The following is a 17,759-nucleotide window of genomic DNA, read 5'->3' as shown; positions in this document are numbered from 1 at the left end:
AGATGAACGGGACGGGGACAACAATGAAACGAACGGTCGTACTCGCCACCGCGGCGCTGGTCGTCACCGTACCTCCGGTGGCGGCGCACGCCGCGGTCAAGAAGGCCAAGCCTCCACTCAGCTGCGAGACGCGGACGTTCACATCCACCTCAGGGGCGAAGTTCAACGACCCCGAGGATCCCGGCGCCCAGATGGCGATCATGGGACCGATCATCGCCTCGATCGACGGCGCGGGCTGCGGGCAGACGGTACGGGTCGCCATGTTCAGCATCAGCGACGGCGAGCCGGGGCCCGCCTTCGCCGCCGCCCTGGTCGCCGCGCACCAGCGCGGCGTCATCGTCAAGGTCCTCATGGACCGGCACTCCGACAACGCGACGTGGCAGTCACTGGTGGCGGAACTGGGCAACGACCCCAGGGCCGCGAGCTTCGCCGCGCTGTGCCCGGGCGGCTGCCTGTCGCACTACACCGGGTCCTACCTGCACGCCAAGTACTACATGTTCAGCGGCGGAGGTGACGCGAACAAGACCGTCACGGTCAGCAGCGCCAACCCGAGCGACGCCCAGGCCTCCACCGCCTGGAACAGCAGCCAGACGGTCAAGGGCAACGTCGCGTTCTACGACTCGTACGTGAAGTACTTCACCGCGATGGCCAAGGGCGCGGTCAACGGGCCCGGCCCGCTGTCGCCGGGCTACTACGACACGGCGAACGGGGTGGGCGCCCGCAAGCTGTCGCCGCCCGCCTACCAGTGGCCCAGGACGCGGAGCAGGAGCGACGCCTGGATCGACCTCCTCAACAAGGTCAAAGCGCCGGCCGAGGTCAACATCGCGATGTTCCAGTGGACGGCGCACGGGTCGCCGGGTGGCGCGAACTACCTCCAGCTGCCCAAGAAGCTGGTCAGCCTGGCCGGCACAGGCGTCAAGGTCCACATCCTGATGACCGCGAGCCAGGTCGACGACAGCGTCCAGGCGTACGTGACGGCGCACCCGAAGAACATCGACGTGCACGACACCAGCAAGGGGCAGGACGCCAACGGCAACGCCCTGCACTACACCCACGACAAGTACATGACCATCAGTGGCACCTACGCCGGCGTCCAGAACGCGAAGGTCGTGGTCGTGGGGTCCGCGAACTGGACGATCAACGCCTCGTGGCACAACGACGAGACCGACGTCGAACTGACCGGCTCCGCCGCCTACGACGGATTCCTGGCGGACTGGCAGCGCCAGTACGACCGCTGCTGTGGCACCACGACGCTGAGGCTCAAGGCGGAGCAGCGTGCCGAGGGAACGGCACGGGAGATCCCGGTCGACCCCGGACAGGTCCTCGAGTAGGGGCGGCCCGGCACGCGAAGAACCCGCCCTCAAGATCGGTAAGTCACCGTCGATGGCGGCCAAGAGTCAGGACAATGCACGAGGCGTCCGGCAAAGGTCGCTTAGGTCGGCGAAGGACTTACCTTGGATGACGTGTGGCCGTACCTGCGGCGCCGTGTCGTCGCGGTGCTGCTCGCCGTCGTGTTCGCCGTGGCGGGAACGGTGGGTCTGGCCACGGCCGACCGCGGCATCGAGCGGCGATCCGCCGTGGTGGACGGGGTGCCGCTGGAGGTGAGCCGGCCCGCCAACGCGACCGGCCGCCTCCCCGCCGTGGTGGTCGCGCACGGCCTCGCCGCCAGCAGGCAGCTCATGCGGGGTTTCGCGGACACGCTGACGCGCCGGGGGTATGCGGTCGAGCTGGTGGACCTCACCGGCCACGGCGCCAGTACGCGGCGGCTGCCCGGTGCGGGAGACGGGCAGGCCGCCGAGGCACGGCTCGACCGCGACCTGGATGTCGCCGTCGGTCATCTGCGGGCCATGCCCTGGGTGGACGGCGAGCGGATCGGCCTCATCGGTCACTCGATGGGCGCCGCCGCGGTCGTACGGTATGCCACCGCACACCCCGCCATCCTCGCCACCGTGGCGATCTCCCAGGGCCCGATGGAACTGACCGCCTCCGCCTCCCGCCCTCGCGACCTGCTCCTGCTCGCCGGTGGCCTGGAGTTCGCCGGCTACCGCGACGGCGCCGCCGGCGCGCTGCGGGCCGCCTATCCGCAGGGCCGCATGGGAGTGACGTACGGAGACCCGCGAGCCGGCACCGCCCGCCGCGCGGTCCTGGTCGGCGGCGTCGAACACGTCGGCGTCCTCTTCAGCCCGCGTACCCACCGTGAGGTCGGGGCCTGGCTCGACGCGTCCCTCGACCATCCGGCCTCGGGCTCTCCGGGCATCCATCCCGTACAGCGCGCCGCGTCGGCGATGCTGCTGCACGCGGCGGCGCTGCTGAGCTTCGGCGCGATCGCCTCCGCGGTTCTGGGACGGCCGTCAGGGCCGGAGCGCGAGGGCCGCCGGGTCCCTCTTCCACTCGCGCTCGGCGTCCCCGCGGTCGCCGTCGTGGTGGCCGTGGTCGTGATGGGGCTGATCCCGCGGGGCTGGCTGCCACTCGCGGTGGCGGGCCCGGTCGCCGGGTTCTTCGGCGTCATCGGCGTCATCGGCCTGGCCGCCGTACGGCTCACCGGGCGGCGGCCGGGCTCCTCGTACCGCGACGGGCGATCGCGGATCGTGGCCGCCGTGGTCCTGGTGGCGTTGACGGTGGTGTCCTTCGCCGTACCGGCCCAGCTGGGCTGGGCACACGCCGTTCCCGTCGGCCCGCGCGCCTGGGCCCTCATCCCGATCGTCGCGTGCGCCGCGGTGTTCTTCGGCGGAGTCGAGGCACTGTGCGACGGGTACGGCCCGCTCGCCGCGACGGCGATCCACGCCTGGATCGCGGCGGGGGCCCTGGCGGGCCTCTGCGCGGCCGTCCTCCTCGGCACCGCTTCGTCGTTCGTCCTGCTGGTGGCGCCGTTGCTCGCCGCCCTGCTGGTCTGGCAGGGCGTACAGGCGTCGGCCCTGCGTGCGCTCCGGGCACCGGCATGGCTGACCGCCGTCGTCGGCGGCGTGCTGCTGGCCTGGCCCATCGCCGTGACCATGCCGATCGCGTGAGCGCACACCCGAGGGCCTTCTGACGCGCATCGCGCCAGAAGGCCCTCGGCCGTCTCACATCAGCGTCCTTCTCAGTGGGCCGAGAAGGTGAAGGTCGTGGCCGTCTGGTAGGTCTGACCGGGCCGGAGCACGGTGGACGGGAAGTTGGGCTGGTTGGGTGAGTCGGGGAAGTGCTGGGTCTCCAGCGCGAGTCCGTCGCCCTGCCGGTACTGGTGGCCGCTGGTGCCGTACAGCGTGCCGTCGAGGAAGTTCCCCGAGTAGAACTGGATGCCCGGCTGGTCGGTGGAGATGCTCAGCACCCGGCCGCTGTCCGGATCGGTGACGCGTGCGGCCAGGCGGAAGCCCGAGCCGTCCAGCACCCAGTTGTGGTCATAGCCCTGGCCGAACGCGAGCTGCTGGAAGTTGTCGCGGATCCGCGCGCCGACCGGCGTCGGTCGCCGGAAGTCCATCGGCGTGCCGGCGACCGGTGCGATCTGCCCGGTCGGGATGAGGGTGGAGTCCACCGGTGTGTAGTGGCTCGCGTTGAGCTGCAGCCGGTCTCCGTAGATGCCGCCCGTGCCCTCGCCGGCCAGGTTCCAGTAGGAGTGGTTGGTGAGGTTGACGACCGTGGGCTTGTCGGTGGTGGCCCGGTAGTCGACGCGCAGCGTACGCGCGCTCAGCGAGTACGTCACGGACGTCTTGAGAGTGCCGGGGTAGCCCATCTCGCCGTCCGGGCTCGTGTAGTCGAGCCGCAGCGAGACTCCGTCGCCGGTCTTGGCGGGCGTGGCGGTCCAGACCTTGGTGTCGAAGCCCTTCGTGCCGCCGTGCAGGCTGTTCGGGTCGTTGTTGATCGGAAGGTGGTACGTCTTGCCGTCGAGCGTGAACGTGCCCTTGGCGATCCGGTTGCCGTACCGGCCGATCAGCGCGCCGAAGTACGGGCCGGGGTTGTTCTTGTCGACGTAGCCGGCCAGATCGGGGAACCCGAGGACGACGTCGGCCTGGTGACCATGCCGGTCCGGCGCGTCGAGCTGCTGCACGATCCCGCCGTACGTGATGATCCGGGCGCGGAGCACACCGCTGGTCAGGGTGTAGCGCCAGACCTGGGTGCCGTCGGCGAGTGTGCCGAACAGGTCCTTGGTGATGTCCGGTCTGGGCGCCGCCTCGACGGCGGGCGTCGAGAGCGAGGTCATCAACCCGGCCATGGCGGCTAAGCCGATGAGCCGGGCCTTCATTGAGCGGATGAGCATGCTCGGTCCTTTCTCGGGCTATGCATCACAGGGATGCGCATCCGCCGCCCGCCCCCGATCGGGCGGTATCCGTCCTGCCGTGGTCGCGGCGTGGTCTTGGTGCCGCCGAGGTGTTCGATATTTCGAACAATGTTCGAGATCTGCGCCCTGAAGGTAAAGTCCGCCGTAGTGCCTGTCAAGAACCCGCCGTGCGGTCGTGAAACCCGCGCCTCTGCCCACGGGCCCCTTCCGCGTTCGACCGCGCCCCCGCATCCGCGCAGACGCATTCGTTTGGGGCTGGCCCTCGCCGGCGCCTCTATCCGTGCCTTTGCCGGGACAATTTTCCGCTGGCAATAAATGGCGCGAAAGGCGCAGCGATAAGGGCAATTCGTACAGTCGTCGCAGTCCGTCAGCCCTCTGGCGGCGGCCAGTGAAGATCCATTTTTGATGTCGGCCAAAATCACTACATTTCGGTCATCCCTGAGTTCGGGGCTGGTGATGCCGACTCGCGAAGTTTTACGCTCGGCACTCAATCAACTTTGGAGCGTAAGCATGATCGCGAATATCGGACAACGTCATGCTGGGCCATCTCCCGCCTCTGCTCGCTTTTTTCGCAATTCTCGGTGACCGCAGCACCGTCATCCGTACGGAATCGGTCGCCCTCTGATAACCGAGCCAGACGATGTTCGCCGCCTCGGCTGAAAGTGATCCACCGCTGAACCGCGCCTTTACGGCGCGCCTCCGACCCGCCCAGCACGAGGGATGGGCGCTCGGGTTCTGGTCCCCTCGCAGGAGTCCAACGGAGGACTACATGCAGAACAAGACCGTGATCGTGATCGGTGCCACCACCATGGCGGTCGTAGTGCTCGGCTTCGTGGCGGTGTTCATGGCCATCAGCGCCGGGGCCGACCGCAGGGTCGCTCCGATCGCTCCCGTCGCCCAGACCAGCCAGGCGGCCACACCATCGCCCACGAAGACGACCAAGCCGCGGCCCCGTGTCACCGTCACCAAGCACGAGATCGTCCCCAGGACCGTCGTCCGCCCGCACTACTACTACGGGGGCGCCGATGAGGAGTTCCTGTCCGCCATCGCCCGGGACGGCATCTCAGCACCGGACGACTGGGCGATCGACGCCGGCCGCACGACCTGTGGAGCCGGCTACGACTACGCCTATCAGTACCTGACCGACGGAGGCATCTACAGCTACCACGTCCAGACCTTCCTCGACGACTGGCTCAGCACGCATGGGGGCTGCTAGGGCGCGTCGCCCGGGATCGGTGGCGTGTCGTCGACCTGTCGATGGCGAGGTCAGCCCGGCCGGACGCTCCTGCCGCTCGCGGCGAGGAACTCCTCGACGTCGAGTGTGGCATGGGAGATCAGCCGGTAGCGCCGCACCATCGCCTCGTAGGCGTCCTCGCCACCGATCGCGGCCGTGGCGTCCGTGAACGTCGTCACGTGGTAGCCGCGCTCCATCGCACTGCGCACCGTCGACTCCACGCACAGGGTGCCGATCATCCCGCCGACCGCGACGTACTCGACGCCGTGCTGACGTAGCTGGACGTCGAGGTCGGTGTTCGCCATCACGTCGATGTTCTTGTGCGGGACGATCGTGATCTCGCCGGGGCGCGGGCCCAGCCGGGGGTGGAAATCAGCGCCCCAGCTGCCGGCCTCGAACATGCGCTTCTCGTACATCTCCTGATGGATGCCGGATAGATGCCTCCAGGTCGTGAAGTCCTCTTCGGTGTAGGACATCGGGCAGAAAAAGACCGGCATCCGTCGTTCGCGTGCCCCCGCGAGCAGGCGTCCGAGATTCTCCAGAACGCCGATCCGCGCGAACTCGTCCTTGAAGAGTGGGTATCCTTTTCCGCCCTCGGAGAAGATATCGTTCACGGTGTCGATCAGGACCAGGCCCGTGGTTTCCGGTTCATAAATCACGCTCGACATGGAGTAGGTCCCTTCTGGGGGACGACACTTGCGAGCTCTTATAATGCGCCGATGTACACAGCCGCGGATACCTCATGAGATAGCGCGTCCAATAGCCCTATCCTCACGTACTCACAGTACGCGCGGCACTGTTCACGGCTTCGGCTCACCCCTGGCGAGCGACGGCACGCGGAGCGTGTTTCACTGAAGTCATGAAGGTTGGTGTCACGACGTTCATCACGGACGAGGGCATCCGGCCTGTGCCGCTCGCCAGGGCGTTGGAGGAGCGCGGTTTCGACTCGCTCTTCCTGCACGAGCACAGCCACGTCCCGGTGAAGCGAGAGACGCCGTTCCTCATGGGCGGCGAACTGCCCAGGGTGTACTACCGCACGCTCGACCCGTTCGTCGCGCTGACGGCGGCCGCGACGGAGACCGACGACCTGCTGCTGGGAACCGGGATAGCCCTGCTGGCCCAGCGCGACGTGATCCACACCGCCAAGGAGGTCGCCAGCCTGGACCTGCTGTCCAGCGGCCGAGTGATCTTCGGCGTGGGCACGGGCTGGAACCATGAGGAGATGCGCAATCACGGCACGGATCCCCGCACACGGGGGACGCTGCTGAACGAACGGCTGGCCGCGATCAAGGAAATCTGGGCCAGGGACGAGGCCGAGTTCCACGGCGAGTACGTCGACTTCGACCCGATCTTCTCCTGGCCCAAGCCGGTACAGCAGCCACATCCGCCCCTCTACATCGGCGGTGACGGCAAGGCGGCGCTGACCAGGGTGGCCGCACACGGTGATGGTTGGATGCCGCACTCGGTCGACGACCCGGCCCAGGCGCGGCCCCAGCTGAACCGGCTGACCGAGGTAGCCGGGAAGGTGCCGGTCATCGTGGCGTCCGTGCCACCCCGCTCCGAACTCATCACCGCCTACGCGGACGCGGGAGCCGACCGCCTGGCACTTTCGCTGCCGACCGAACCGGAGGCCGAGACTCTACGCCTGCTGGACACGTTCGCCACGCTCACCGACGACTACCGGTAGCCACGCTGCGACGGGTCGCCTACGGGAGGTATCACCTGGTTGATGCGGAGATCACGACTGGTCACACGTCCGCTCCCTTGAGGCGATAACGACACCTTTGAACGTGTCCATGATCTTCTGTACGTTGCCGATGTACGCGACGCCATCGGGTGCACGCGTCTCTCGAACGGCAGGAGCGGGCGCAAGTGGCGGTCATCGCGGGTGTTCTGGTCGGCGTGGTGGCGGCGCTGCACGTCTGCTTCCTGGTCTTGGAGATGTTCCTTTGGCAGCGCCCGCGCGGTCGCTCCGCGTTCGGCCTGGACGAGGAGTCGGCACGGATCACCGCCCCGCTGGCCGCCAACCAGGGGCTCTACAACGGCTTCCTCGCCGCCGGTCTGGTCTGGGGCCTCATCGCCACCGGCTCGACAGGATTCCAGGCCAAGGTCTTCTTCCTGTGCTGCGTCATCGTGGCAGGGGTGTACGGGACCGCGACCGCCTCCCGCAAAATCCTCTACGTCCAGGCCGTCCCCGGCGCGCTGGCACTGGCTGCGGTACTGATCGCCGGATGATACCGGCCGAATGCGACGAGGATAAGTCGGCCTTTAGCCGGGCTCTTGCAGGCCGGCTGCTCCAGATCACCGCACTCCTCACTGCATGAAATGACGTTAGGGCGAACCGCGGACACCCCGCGGTACGAGCTGGGGAGTCCATGCGGGCTACTCGACGAGCGTGGAAGAGTCCGATGTCATGTCCGACCTGCGGAGCCAGATACTGCCCGCGATCACCGCGCTGTCCGGAGTAGCGATGACCTTCGGCGGCACGACGCTTCTGGAACAACAGAAGTGGCGGCGCTCTCGCCGCGTCGACCTGGCGGTACGCGCCCTGGACGTCTTCACTGACCTGCTCCGGAACCTGAACGACATCGTTTGGACGCGCAATTGGCGGCGTTGCACCCCCTCATCGCCGATGTCGACCACGCCATCAAGGCCGAGGAGAGCGTCGCCACTACACGCGGCCATGACCTCGTGGAGCCGCCCAAGCGCTCATGCAGCTACGCGACTCGGTCGTTTCACATCTCCGGAGACCTGAAGCCCTACGCATCGAGCGCCGAACCCCTACCGCACAGCCGTAAACGGCTCGCTCTTCTGACGGAGACCGGCGCCACTCGGCGCATCCGGTGGCGATGTCCGCCCGCCGTTCGCTCGACACGGCGTAGGTGGCCTTTGAATCGCCACCGGCCCAGCCGCCAAATGCATCGGCCCCCGTCCTTTGAAAGGACGAGGGCCTTGCCCTGCCATGAGTGGCGCGAGCCGGACTTGAACCGGCGACCTCTGGGTTATGAGCCCAGCGAGCTACCGAACTGCTCCACCGCGCAGGAGCACGCTACATGATCACGACACGTACCGCGAACGCCACGGGGCCGCGGACCTACTAGCAGGAAGCTAGAGGCCATCCCCGCCGAACCGGCTGTTCGCCACCCCGCCCACCTACTGAAAACCTGCGGCTGGCCAGCAGTCCGCGCTTCCCTGGAAAGCCTCGTCACAGCGGCCGTGAGGTGGTAGCCGGTGTACGAACAGCGCCGCGAACTCTTCATCCGACCCCAGCCCGTTGGGGGGCGTGGGGGCGGAGCCCCTCACATCGGGGGGTCCGGGGGGGCGCTCCCCCGGGCTAGATCTTCCTGAGGATTCTTCCGCCGAGACGGAGCCAGGCGACCTCTCCGCCATCGCGGATGAAGCGGACGAGGAGGCCGTGCTCGCCGCGCCCCTCGTCGGGACCGACGAACCGCACGCGTCCCGTGTCGGCGCCGGCCAGCACCACACCGTCACCGACGGCGTCGACCCGGATCTCGTCCACCTCGTCGGTGTAGACGCCGAGGTGGGCGCGCGCGTCCGGTGCCCGGACGTAGGCGGGTCGCGGGTCGGCGGGCAGGCCGAGCGCGGCATCGGTCGCCGCCGCGAGAGCCGGCCCGGCGAGCTCGGAGTTGGCGAGGACCACGAACGCCCGCCCGCTGTCCGGAAGGACGGTCAGGTTCGCGGCGTAACCGCGGGTGAGACCCGCATGCCCGACCGCCCGGCCTCCGCCGGGCAGGTCGCGGATGTTCCAGGCGACACCCACGTGCTCACCGGCGCCCACGCCGTCGGCGAGCGGCTCTCAGCTCGGCCGCGGCTCGGCCGTGATGTGCCGGACGAACGCGAGCAGATCCCGCGCCGTGGTCATCAGCCCGCCCGCACCGTTGCGAGCCCGCGACCGCCCCCAGGGCCGTACGACCCGCGACGGCGTGCCGTCGTGGCCGAGCGCGACCGGATGGGTGATCGCCTCGTCGGTGAAGAACGTCGAGCGCCGCATGCCCGCCGGCTCGAACACGAGACGACGCGCGGTGTGCTCGTACGGCTCGCCCGCCACGAGCTAGGCGATGCGGGCCAGGATGACGAAGCCCGCGTTGTACCCGTAGAAGCGGCGCAGCGGGAAGAGCTGCGGAGCGTCGGCCAGGTCCGTCACCGCCCGTGCGAGCGCGCCGTCGTCCAGTTCGCCGGCCGGCCGGGCCATGGCGTGGTCGGGCGCGAAACCGGCTCGGTGCGTGAGGAGATCGCGTACGGTGACCCGCTCGGCGACCGCCGGATCGGCCAGCCGGAAGTCCGGCAGATGGTCGCGTACGGCGGTGTCGATACCGACCCCCAGACGGACGAGCAGAGTGCCGGTGCCCAGCTTGCCGATGGAGGCGACGCGGAACAGCGTGTCCTCGTCGACCGGGACGGGGTCCTCGACACTGCGAACGCCGTACGAGGCGTAGCTCTCCTCCTCACCGTCGAGCGATCCGGTACAGACACCTGGCGCCACGTCGTGGAGTCGGCTCTCCATGCCGAGCATCTCAGGAGCCCGGCGACCGGCCGCCGTCGGTAGCGGTGACGACCGTCGCCGGAAAAATGGCCAGGTCGGGTCAGGAAACGCATTCTCGCTTTTCTCCCTGTTCTAATTTCGGTGCGCGAGAGCGCGAATAAGTGTTCTGCCGCGAATGGATCGGCGAGGAGGGCAGTGATGGCATTGAGCCGTCATGACCAGGGGAGATTCTGTTCGTTCAGGCGGAAGCGGCGGTCGACGCGTCTCGCGACGGTCATCGGCTCGGTCGTGGCATTACTGCTGTCCAGTGCCGGTGCGCACGCGGTCGCGGACGGGCGCTCGTCGCTCGCGGCCCAGGCCGTGGGGCAACAGTTCTACGCCCTGGACTGGAACATCGCGGGTGCGACGACGCACGACGGCAATCCGAACCAGCCGAACAATTATGGCTCGCTCGCCGTCGTCGACCGGCTCGCGAGCTTCGCGTCGGCCTGGCGGCCATCGGTCATCTCGGTGAATGAGGCGTGCGACAGCCAGATCGACTATCTGCGGGAAAGGCTCGCGGACGCCGGCATCCAGGTGCAGGCCTGGAAGTTCAACCAGACCCAGCTCTCACCGGCATGTGTGCTCAGCGGTGGATCGTACGCGGGGAACGCCCTGCTCAGCATGGTGCCGGCAAGTGACCCGGCCGACATCTACTTCGATGAGGACACCGGCCACATCGTCAGCGGCCGTACCAGCCGCGGCGGTGCGTGCATGACGCTCCACCTCACTCAGAACGTCCGGACCTGTTCTTTCCACCTGGCGCAGAGCCATCCCGCCGCGGTCATCGAGGCGCAGCAGTTCGTCGCGACCTACGGCAGTGACATCGCCGCCCATCCGTACCTGCTTCTCGGCGATTTCAACGCCACTCCGAACGAGCTGCTCGGGACCATGTACGACCCGAGCGCCGGCGGTTCCGGGCCGTTCTACGAGGCCGACATGGATTCGCCGAACCATGGCATTCCCACCGAGGCCGGAGGAAAGCTCGATTATGCCTTCGTGAGCAGTGGCCACTTCGCACGGAACGCGCTCGGAACGGCGATCGTGGATCCGGGCATCTGCCGGGTCGAGAACGCCTTCGAACCCCCCTGGTGGGTCCTCTATCCCCATCCCTGCTCGGACCACAAGGCCATTGTCGCGAGCGTGACTCTCGGCGGGAGCGGTCTGGGTAACGCCGGCAGCAGATGACGGCACCACCGGCCGACCACGCGAACGGCCCTCGGATACCGACCGATGGACGTTGCCCATAGACCTTCGGCCGCTGCCGGCGTCGTCGCCGGGCGGGCAGGCTCGATCCCATGCTCAAGCGTTGCCTGCCCGCCATCGCGCTGTTTCTCCTCGCCCCGGCCGTGGGGGAACTGCTGCTCGGCAATCTCGCCTTCTCCCAGCTGCCGCTGTTCCTGCCGGTGCTCGCTCCGATGTACGGCGGGGGCGCCCTGCTCATCCGTGAGGTGACCCGCCGTGCCGGGCGCGGGCCGGTGACCATGCTCATCCTCGGCGTCGCGTACGGGCTGGTAGAGGAGGGGCTGGCGGACCAGATGCTGTTCAACCACTTCTACGCCGGACACGACGAGATGGGCGCCACCTACATCCCCGCCCTGGGCATGGGCGGCTGGCTGACCATCGGCGTCTTGACGATGCACGCAGTCTGGAGCACCAACGCCGGTATCGCCCTGGTCGAGGCGCTGTTCCCCGAGCGAGCCGAGACGCCGTGGCTGGGCCGTACCGGTCTCGGCGTCACAGCCGCGATCTTCACCCTGGGCACGGCCGTGGTCATGTGGGGCAGCTACAACGACGAGCACTTCTTCGCCCGGCCCGGGCAACTCATCGCCACGGTCGTCGCGATCGTGGCACTCGTCGCCGTGGCCTTCCGTGTCAGGCCGCGAGCCCTCCTCGACGGCGCTGCCCCGAGACCGTGGGTCGTCGGCGTGGTCGCCTTCGCGGCGGCGAGCCTGTTCCTGAACACGGCCGACCTCCCCGGCTGGTGGAGCGTCGCGGCGGCCACCGCACTGCTGGTCGTCACGGTCACCGTGACGAGCCGCTGGTGCCGGCGGCGCGGATGGGGCCGCGGTCATCGGCTCGGGCTGGCCGCGGGTGCCATCCTGACCTACGCCTGGGTCGGTTTCGGCATGACCCCGGAGACCGCCGCGAAGACGACCGGGGACTACGTCGTGAACGTCGTGCTGGCCCTCGGGTCCGTCGCTCTGATCGCACTGGCGGCGAGGCGGCTGCACGGGTTCCGGCCGCCGCTCGCGGCCGACGAGGAGAAGGCCGAGGTCCGATTCTGAGTAGAGCCGGCCACCAGCTCGCTCGGGTTCGTCACCGGGGGCAGATGGCGACGTTAATCTGCCTGGCCGCGGCCCGCCACGAGGTGCTATGCGCGGCTGGATGGGACGTCGAGGCCGACGGTCTCATGGGTGCGTCCCCCGTCACGGTGGTGGTCAAGGCCGGTGCGCACGCACGGTGCTGCGCGCGCTGCGGTTCCTCGGCTTCGGCGAGCGGGCGGTCGTCACTGTCGCGTGCGACGACCAGGACAACGTGCGGCTCGACGTGCTCGAGCAGGCGCTCGGCGCGATCAACGGCCCGACGATTGTGGTGGTGGAGTGCGGCAACGTCAACACCGGCGCCTTCGACGACTTTGCCGCGGGGGCCGACCTGATCGACGCGCATCGGGCGGCCGGCAGTCCGGCCTGGGTCCACGTCGACGGGGCGGTGATGCTCCTGGCCGCCGCCTCTCCGGCCATGGCCGGTCAGGTGGCCGGGCTCGACCGGCTCGACTCCTGGTCGACTCCTGGTCGACCGACGGGCACAAGCTCCTCAACGCCTACGACTGCGGCATCGCGATCTGCCGCAACGCGGCCGCTCATCGCACCGCGATGAGCACGCACGCCGCCTACCTCGAACAGGGGACGGGCGCCCGTGACCCGATGGACTGGGGCCCGGAGTTCTCCCGCCGCACCCGCGGAGTGGGGGTCTACGCGACGCTGCGGTCGCTGGGACGTGACGGTGTCGCCGAGCTGGTCGAGCGGACCGTACGGCTCGCCCGTCGTCTCGCCGACGCGCTCGCGGCGAGTGGCCGGGCGGAGATCGTCTCATGCGCATCTCGGTGTCGGACTGGGCCAGCGACGAGGACGACATCGACATCGTTGTCCGAGGAGACCCTGCGCTCCCTGTGGGAACGCCTCGACGAACTCGAGCACGCCCTCGCCTCCCTCACCTATGAGCTGTCGCCCGGCGTCATCCAAGGAGACCCGCAGCACGGAAATGCGTTGTTCGACGGCGACCGGACAGTTCTTTGTGACTGGGACAACATCACGATCGGCCAACGGAGTGGGATCTGGTGACCATCGAGGTGCACTGCCGACGGTTCGGGTACGGAAGACGGCACTACGAGGAATTCGCCGAGGCGTACGGGTGGGACGTCACCCGGTGGAGCGGATATCCCATCATCCGCGACCTTCGAGAACTCCGCATGATCGCCACGAACGCAAGGAAGGCCACCTACGAGCCCGGCAAGGCCGCTGAGATCATGCGCCGCGTGCGCGGATTCAACGCCAGGGAACTCCAGCGACAGTGGAACATCCTGTAACCAGAGCTCCCTAACAGGTCGTAACAGAAAGATCAGCGGATGAGTCTGCGCCAGCAGATGATGGCGGCGCCGAGGGTGAGGAAGGCTTCGTGGATGTCGTCGCGGATTCCAGCGGATGCGCAGGCGCCGGAACCAGTGCAGCAGGGCGATGGTGCGTTCGACGACGTAGCGGTGGGTGCACAGGCCGGACCCGTGTGGTGTGCCGCGGCGGGCGATCACGGGTTTGATGCCCTTGGCCCGCACCAGACGCCGGTACTTGTCGTGGTCATACCCGCGGTCGGCCAGCAGCTCACCGGGACGCTGCCGGGGCCGTCCCACTCGTCCGCGTACGGGTGGGATCTTCTCGATCAGGGGCATGAGCTGGGTGACGTCGGTGCGGTTGCCGCCGGTCACCGACACCGCCAGTGGGGTGCCGTGCCCATCGGTCAGGACATGATGCTTCGAGCCCGTTCGCGCCCTGTCGTCCGGGCTCGGCCCGGTTTTGGGCCGCCCTTGAGCGCCCGTACGTGCGAACCGTCGATCACCGCCCGCGACCAGTCCAGATGGCCGGCCGCGTGCAACTCGGCCAGCAACTCCTGGTGCAGCCGATCCCACACCCCGGCCTCGTGCCAGTCCCGCAACCTGCGCCAGCACGTCATACCAGAGCCGAACCCCACCTCCTGGGGCAAGAACTTCCACCGGATCCCGGTATGCAGCACGAACAAGATCCCGCACAGCACCTTACGATCATCCAGCCGCTTACGCCCCGGATACCGGCTCCGCCGCTCGACCTTGGGCAACAGCGGCTCGACCCGCTCCCACAAGCTGTCGGGCACGATCCACGGTGGATCCTCACCTTCCTCACGCCGGTGATCAACTCACCGGCGCCCAGCCCTATTCCAAGATCATTTTGTTACGACCTCTAAGGGCGCCGAGACCATGAACACCATCTTCAACAAGCAAGCACAGTCCGCGTGACGGTAGCTCCCGGTTTGGCTCCCGCCGACCCCTCAAAGATCAAAAAGGGCTCCGGATCCAAGATCCGAAACCCTCTGAACTGCTCTCACACGGGTGGGCGATACTGGGTTCGAACCAGTGACCTCTTCGGTGTGAACGAAGCGCTCTCCCACTGAGCTAATCGCCCCGGACGGGTTGCCCCGTCGCCAGCACAGATTAGCGCATCCCAACCCCTCTTCGCGCGCCGGCAGAGGCGAGGAGGCGGCGTCAGAACGGCAGGTTCAGGCCGAACACCGCGAGGTACACGATCACCCCTGCCGCGATCACCAGGCCCGCGGCCACGGCCAGGATCGTGTTGCGGCGGCGGGTCTCAGGGTTCAGGGCCTTGTCCTTGGCCTTGTTCGCCTTGTCCTTCGCCCAGACCAGCGCCGCCTTCGCCCAGGCGAACTCCGTGGCCAAGATGGCGAAGCCGACGAAGATCGCGGCCCAGCCGGGGCCTGGCAGTACAAGCATCGCGACGCCTGCGAGCAGTACGGCCATACCCACCGTGAACACCGCGATACGCCATGCATTGTTCAACAATGTGTTCCGTCGGACGCGCTCGCGCCACCTCGTCAAGTGCTCAGACACGCCTCGACCCTAGCCCGCTCCGCATCGACCTTAGCCCGCTCCGCTTCCACGCAGGTCAGAGCGGGTATCAGGACGGTGAGGCCGGTCAGATCGGGTTCGGGGGGCGGAATGTTCTTAGGAGTTTTCGCAGTTACGGGTCATAGACCGAAGGGGACACCCGTTGGAGGGAGCGACGTCCTCACCGAGTGCCCGCGATGCGGGTCCGACGCCTGAAGGAATGGCCCGATGAACAGCAGCAGCACCGTCTCGGCCGAGGTCGGCCTTCGGCTCGTCGTTCCCGACCGTACGACGGTCCCGCTGCTCGCAACGCTGGAGTACGCCGCCGACGATCCCTATGCCATCCGTGTCGCCTTCCACGTCGGCGACGACGATCCGGTGGAGTGGATCTTTGCTCGCGAGCTGCTGACCGTCGGTGTCGTGCGCCGGGTCGGGGACGGGGACGTTCAGGTGTGGCCCGCGGACGATGTCGCGGAGCGCGCGCTCAACCTGTCTCTTTCGTCACCCTTTGGTACCGCGCACTTCGAGGCTCCGCTCACGCCCCTGACCGACTTCCTCAACCGTACGTACGAGATCGTGGCCGCAGGCCGGGAATCGGACTTCATAGACATCGAGGCGGAACTCGACGACCTGCTCTGGCACTCCTGACGTAAAGCTCTGCCACTCCTGACGTAAAAGACGTCAAAGACCGTACGGCCCCGTGCCAAGCGCCTCCCAGCGCTGGCCCACACCCAGGCGCGGGGCCGTACGCCCCGATCACGGGTCGAGGTCGGCCGCTCCCCGTGAGGCGAAGACCTCGATGGCCTTGCGCGTGACAGGGCCCGGGGCGGCCGGGAAGACGGCGCCGTCCACCGCCCGGATCGGCTGTACGTCTCGGGTCGTCGAGGTCAGGAACGCCTCATCCGCCTCGGCGAACGCCGGAAGCGGCACGTCCACCTCCTCCCCGCCCACCCACTCCAGCACCAGCGCACGCGTGATGCCGGCCAGGCAGCCCGAGGACAGCGGCGGAGTGATCAGCCGGCCGCCGCGGACGAGGAAGACGTTCGAGCCGGTGCCCTCGCACAGGTTGCCGGCCAGGTTGCCGAAGATGGCCTCGGCGCCGCCGCGCGAATGGGCGTACTCGAGGGCCTTGGCGTTGTCGCCGTACGACGTCGTCTTCAGGCCCGACAGGGCCCCGCGCTCGTTGCGCGGCCATGGCACCACGGAGACGTCACCGGTGGCCGGGAAGGGCTGCTGTGACGCGGCGGCGACGATCGCGGTCGAACCGGAGGTGCCGCGGTCCGAGCCCAGCGGGCCGACGCCGCTGGTGTAGGTGATGCGGATCCGGGCGAGATCCCAGGCAGGGGCGGCGGCGAGCACGTCGAGCGTGCCCTGCCGGATGGCCTCCAGGTCCGGCGAGGGCAGGCCCAGCCCGGCCGCCGAGACGGCCAGGCGGTCGAGATGGCGGGTCAGCGCGAACGCCTCGCCGCGTACGGCCTTGATCGTCTCGAACACGCCGTCGCCCACGAGGATTCCGTGGTCGAACACGGACACCCGTGCGTCCTCGGGCGCGTGCAGCGCCCCGTTGATCCATACCGGACCCGAACTCATCGCGAAGCTACCTCCAATAGCCGAGCCGCCTTCAGCTCGGTCTCCCGCCATTCGCGCAGGGGGTCAGAATGCCACGTGATGCCCGCCCCGGTGCCGAACCTGAGCAGATCGTCCTCAGCCCAGAAAGTCCGGATACCGACGGCGAGAGCGCCACGCCGGGACTCCGCGTCCACCCAGCCGATGGCACCACAGTACGGCCCGCGCGGCACCGGTTCGAGTTCATTGAGAAGGGTCAGGGCACTCGACTTGGGCGCCCCGGTGATCGACCCGGGCGGAAACGTCGCGGCGATGAGCTCCGGCCAGCCGGCACCGTGCGGCAGGCGGGCCCGTACGGTCGACACGAGATGCACCAGGCCCGGATGCTCCTCCAGCTCGCACAGCGCCGGTACCGCGACCGAGCCGACCTCGGCGACCCTGCCCAGGTCGTTGCGGACCAGGTCGACGATCATGACGTTCTCGGCGCGGTCCTTCGGCAGCAGGTCCGACGGGGTACGGCCGGTGCCCTTGATCGGCCGGGACTCCACGATGTCACCGTCCCGCGAGAGGTAAAGCTCTGGCGAAGCCGAGGCGATCTGCATGCCCGGTAGCCGCATGACCGCGCCGTACGGTGCCGGGTTGCCGGCGGCCAGGGCGTTCCCGAGGCCGAGCAGGTCGGCTCCGGGCAGCGGCGCGGACATGACGCGGCACAGGTTGGCCTGGTACACCGTTCCCTCGGCGATCGCGGCGCGGATCGTCTCGACGCCCGAGACGTACGCCGAACGGTCGAGCGAGCTGGTCCAGGCGCTGCGCGAGGGCCCCCGCCAGGGCGCGTACGGGAGTGGCGCCCTGCGTACGTCGCCGAACCGGGCGCAGGTGATCTTGCCTTCGTAGGTGATCACGACGGCCCAGAACCCCGTGGAGTCCAGCGCGGTGAGGTCGCTGGTCACGTCGGTCAGGTCGGTCGCCAGCACTCCCCCGGCATGGGCGAACATGACACCAGTCTGCC

General features: G+C 68.4%; 17 protein-coding genes, 2 tRNA genes and 2 pseudogenes. 11 read left to right on the top strand and 10 right to left on the bottom strand.

The window, feature by feature from the left end:
* The first annotated feature begins 23 nt into the window (after positions 1 to 23).
* On the top strand, positions 24 to 1,331 hold the full coding sequence (locus FB559_RS32965; protein ID WP_141960845.1) for a phospholipase D-like domain-containing protein: 1,308 nt from the start codon (positions 24 to 26) through the stop codon (positions 1,329 to 1,331).
* Positions 1,332 to 1,463: 132 nt separating this feature from the next.
* On the top strand, positions 1,464 to 3,008 hold the full coding sequence (locus FB559_RS32960) for an alpha/beta hydrolase (RefSeq protein ID WP_246122634.1): 1,545 nt from the start codon (positions 1,464 to 1,466) through the stop codon (positions 3,006 to 3,008).
* A 71-nt stretch (positions 3,009 to 3,079) separates the two neighbouring features.
* On the opposite strand, the gene FB559_RS32955 is transcribed toward FB559_RS32960, so the two are convergent.
* A complete protein-coding gene (locus FB559_RS32955; RefSeq protein WP_246122274.1) occupies positions 3,080 to 4,234 on the bottom strand; it encodes an aldose epimerase family protein in 1,155 nt (384 codons plus the stop codon).
* A gap of 790 nt (positions 4,235 to 5,024) precedes the next feature.
* Here FB559_RS32955 and FB559_RS32950 point away from each other — a divergent pair.
* Entirely contained in the window at positions 5,025 to 5,471 is a 447-nt protein-coding gene (locus FB559_RS32950; protein WP_141960843.1) for a hypothetical protein, read from the top strand.
* Between the two features lie 50 nt (positions 5,472 to 5,521).
* Here FB559_RS32950 and FB559_RS32945 read toward each other — a convergent pair whose 3' ends face one another.
* Positions 5,522 to 6,157 carry a cysteine hydrolase family protein gene (locus FB559_RS32945; protein WP_141960842.1) on the bottom strand — a complete coding sequence of 212 codons (636 nt, stop codon included), beginning with the start codon at positions 6,155 to 6,157 and terminating at the stop codon, positions 5,522 to 5,524.
* A gap of 191 nt (positions 6,158 to 6,348) precedes the next feature.
* On the opposite strand from FB559_RS32945, the gene FB559_RS32940 reads away from it, so the two are divergent.
* Together FB559_RS32940 and FB559_RS32935 are read left to right on the top strand one after the other, a co-directional pair.
* A complete protein-coding gene (locus tag FB559_RS32940) occupies positions 6,349 to 7,176 on the top strand; it encodes an LLM class F420-dependent oxidoreductase (RefSeq protein WP_141960841.1) in 828 nt (275 codons plus the stop codon).
* A gap of 185 nt (positions 7,177 to 7,361) precedes the next feature.
* A complete protein-coding gene (locus FB559_RS32935; RefSeq protein WP_141960840.1) occupies positions 7,362 to 7,724 on the top strand; it encodes a DUF1304 domain-containing protein in 363 nt (120 codons plus the stop codon).
* Between the two features lie 732 nt (positions 7,725 to 8,456).
* Here the strand turns inward: FB559_RS32935 and FB559_RS32930 are convergent.
* Positions 8,457 to 8,530: transfer RNA gene (locus FB559_RS32930), tRNA-Met, on the bottom strand.
* 293 nt (positions 8,531 to 8,823) lie between these two features.
* Positions 8,824 to 10,014: pseudogene (locus FB559_RS45855) on the bottom strand (serine hydrolase domain-containing protein).
* A gap of 177 nt (positions 10,015 to 10,191) precedes the next feature.
* Here FB559_RS45855 and FB559_RS32910 point away from each other — a divergent pair.
* From FB559_RS32910 to FB559_RS32890, 5 genes are all read left to right on the top strand, one after another.
* The gene (locus FB559_RS32910) at positions 10,192 to 11,220 is read left to right on the top strand and encodes an endonuclease/exonuclease/phosphatase family protein (RefSeq protein ID WP_141960836.1); all 1,029 of its coding nucleotides are present in this window, start codon (positions 10,192 to 10,194) and stop codon (positions 11,218 to 11,220) included.
* Positions 11,221 to 11,330: 110 nt separating this feature from the next.
* Positions 11,331 to 12,320, top strand: a complete 990-nt coding sequence (locus tag FB559_RS32905) for a hypothetical protein (protein WP_141960835.1) — start codon at positions 11,331 to 11,333, stop codon at positions 12,318 to 12,320.
* A 175-nt stretch (positions 12,321 to 12,495) separates the two neighbouring features.
* Positions 12,496 to 12,912 (top strand): pyridoxal-dependent decarboxylase, encoded by a 417-nt coding sequence (locus FB559_RS45850; protein WP_141960834.1) that lies wholly within the window; start codon positions 12,496 to 12,498, stop codon positions 12,910 to 12,912.
* The gene (locus FB559_RS44235; protein WP_246122632.1) at positions 12,813 to 13,376 is read left to right on the top strand and encodes a pyridoxal-dependent decarboxylase; all 564 of its coding nucleotides are present in this window, start codon (positions 12,813 to 12,815) and stop codon (positions 13,374 to 13,376) included. The genes FB559_RS45850 and FB559_RS44235 overlap by 100 nt, the downstream gene beginning before the upstream one ends.
* A complete protein-coding gene (locus FB559_RS32890; RefSeq protein ID WP_141960832.1) occupies positions 13,373 to 13,621 on the top strand; it encodes a hypothetical protein in 249 nt (82 codons plus the stop codon). The genes FB559_RS44235 and FB559_RS32890 overlap by 4 nt, the downstream gene beginning before the upstream one ends.
* Before the next feature lie 165 nt (positions 13,622 to 13,786).
* Here FB559_RS32890 and FB559_RS46910 read toward each other — a convergent pair.
* The 4 genes and pseudogenes from FB559_RS46910 to FB559_RS32875 all read right to left on the bottom strand — a co-directional run.
* Positions 13,787 to 14,050, bottom strand: a pseudogene (locus tag FB559_RS46910) (transposase); the annotation flags it as partial.
* Entirely contained in the window at positions 14,047 to 14,436 is a 390-nt protein-coding gene (locus FB559_RS46905) for an IS5 family transposase (RefSeq protein WP_425455095.1), read from the bottom strand. The gene FB559_RS46905 and the pseudogene FB559_RS46910, both read right to left, overlap by 4 nt.
* Before the next feature lie 236 nt (positions 14,437 to 14,672).
* Positions 14,673 to 14,744: transfer RNA gene (locus tag FB559_RS32880), tRNA-Val, on the bottom strand.
* Between the two features lie 80 nt (positions 14,745 to 14,824).
* A complete protein-coding gene (locus FB559_RS32875) occupies positions 14,825 to 15,187 on the bottom strand; it encodes a TIGR02611 family protein (RefSeq protein WP_141960831.1) in 363 nt (120 codons plus the stop codon).
* A gap of 225 nt (positions 15,188 to 15,412) precedes the next feature.
* Here FB559_RS32875 and FB559_RS32870 point away from each other — a divergent pair, with 225 nt between their 5' ends.
* A complete protein-coding gene (locus FB559_RS32870; RefSeq protein ID WP_141960830.1) occupies positions 15,413 to 15,832 on the top strand; it encodes an SsgA family sporulation/cell division regulator in 420 nt (139 codons plus the stop codon).
* A 108-nt stretch (positions 15,833 to 15,940) separates the two neighbouring features.
* Here FB559_RS32870 and FB559_RS32865 read toward each other — a convergent pair whose 3' ends face one another.
* Together FB559_RS32865 and FB559_RS32860 are read right to left on the bottom strand one after the other, a co-directional pair.
* Complete coding sequence (locus FB559_RS32865; RefSeq protein WP_141960829.1) at positions 15,941 to 16,774, bottom strand: aminotransferase class IV; 834 nt, start codon at positions 16,772 to 16,774, stop codon at positions 15,941 to 15,943.
* Positions 16,771 to 17,745 carry a chorismate-binding protein gene (locus tag FB559_RS32860; protein WP_141960828.1) on the bottom strand — a complete coding sequence of 325 codons (975 nt, stop codon included), beginning with the start codon at positions 17,743 to 17,745 and terminating at the stop codon, positions 16,771 to 16,773. The genes FB559_RS32865 and FB559_RS32860 overlap by 4 nt, the downstream gene beginning before the upstream one ends.
* Between the last annotated feature and the right edge of the window lie 14 nt (positions 17,746 to 17,759).

Origin of the sequence: Actinoallomurus bryophytorum (genome assembly GCF_006716425.1) — a bacterium.
GTDB classification, from domain to species: Bacteria; Actinomycetota; Actinomycetes; order Streptosporangiales; family Streptosporangiaceae; genus Actinoallomurus; species Actinoallomurus bryophytorum.
The sequence above is the reverse complement of the archived record's forward strand: the minus strand, read 5'-3'. Positions and strand labels throughout refer to the sequence as shown.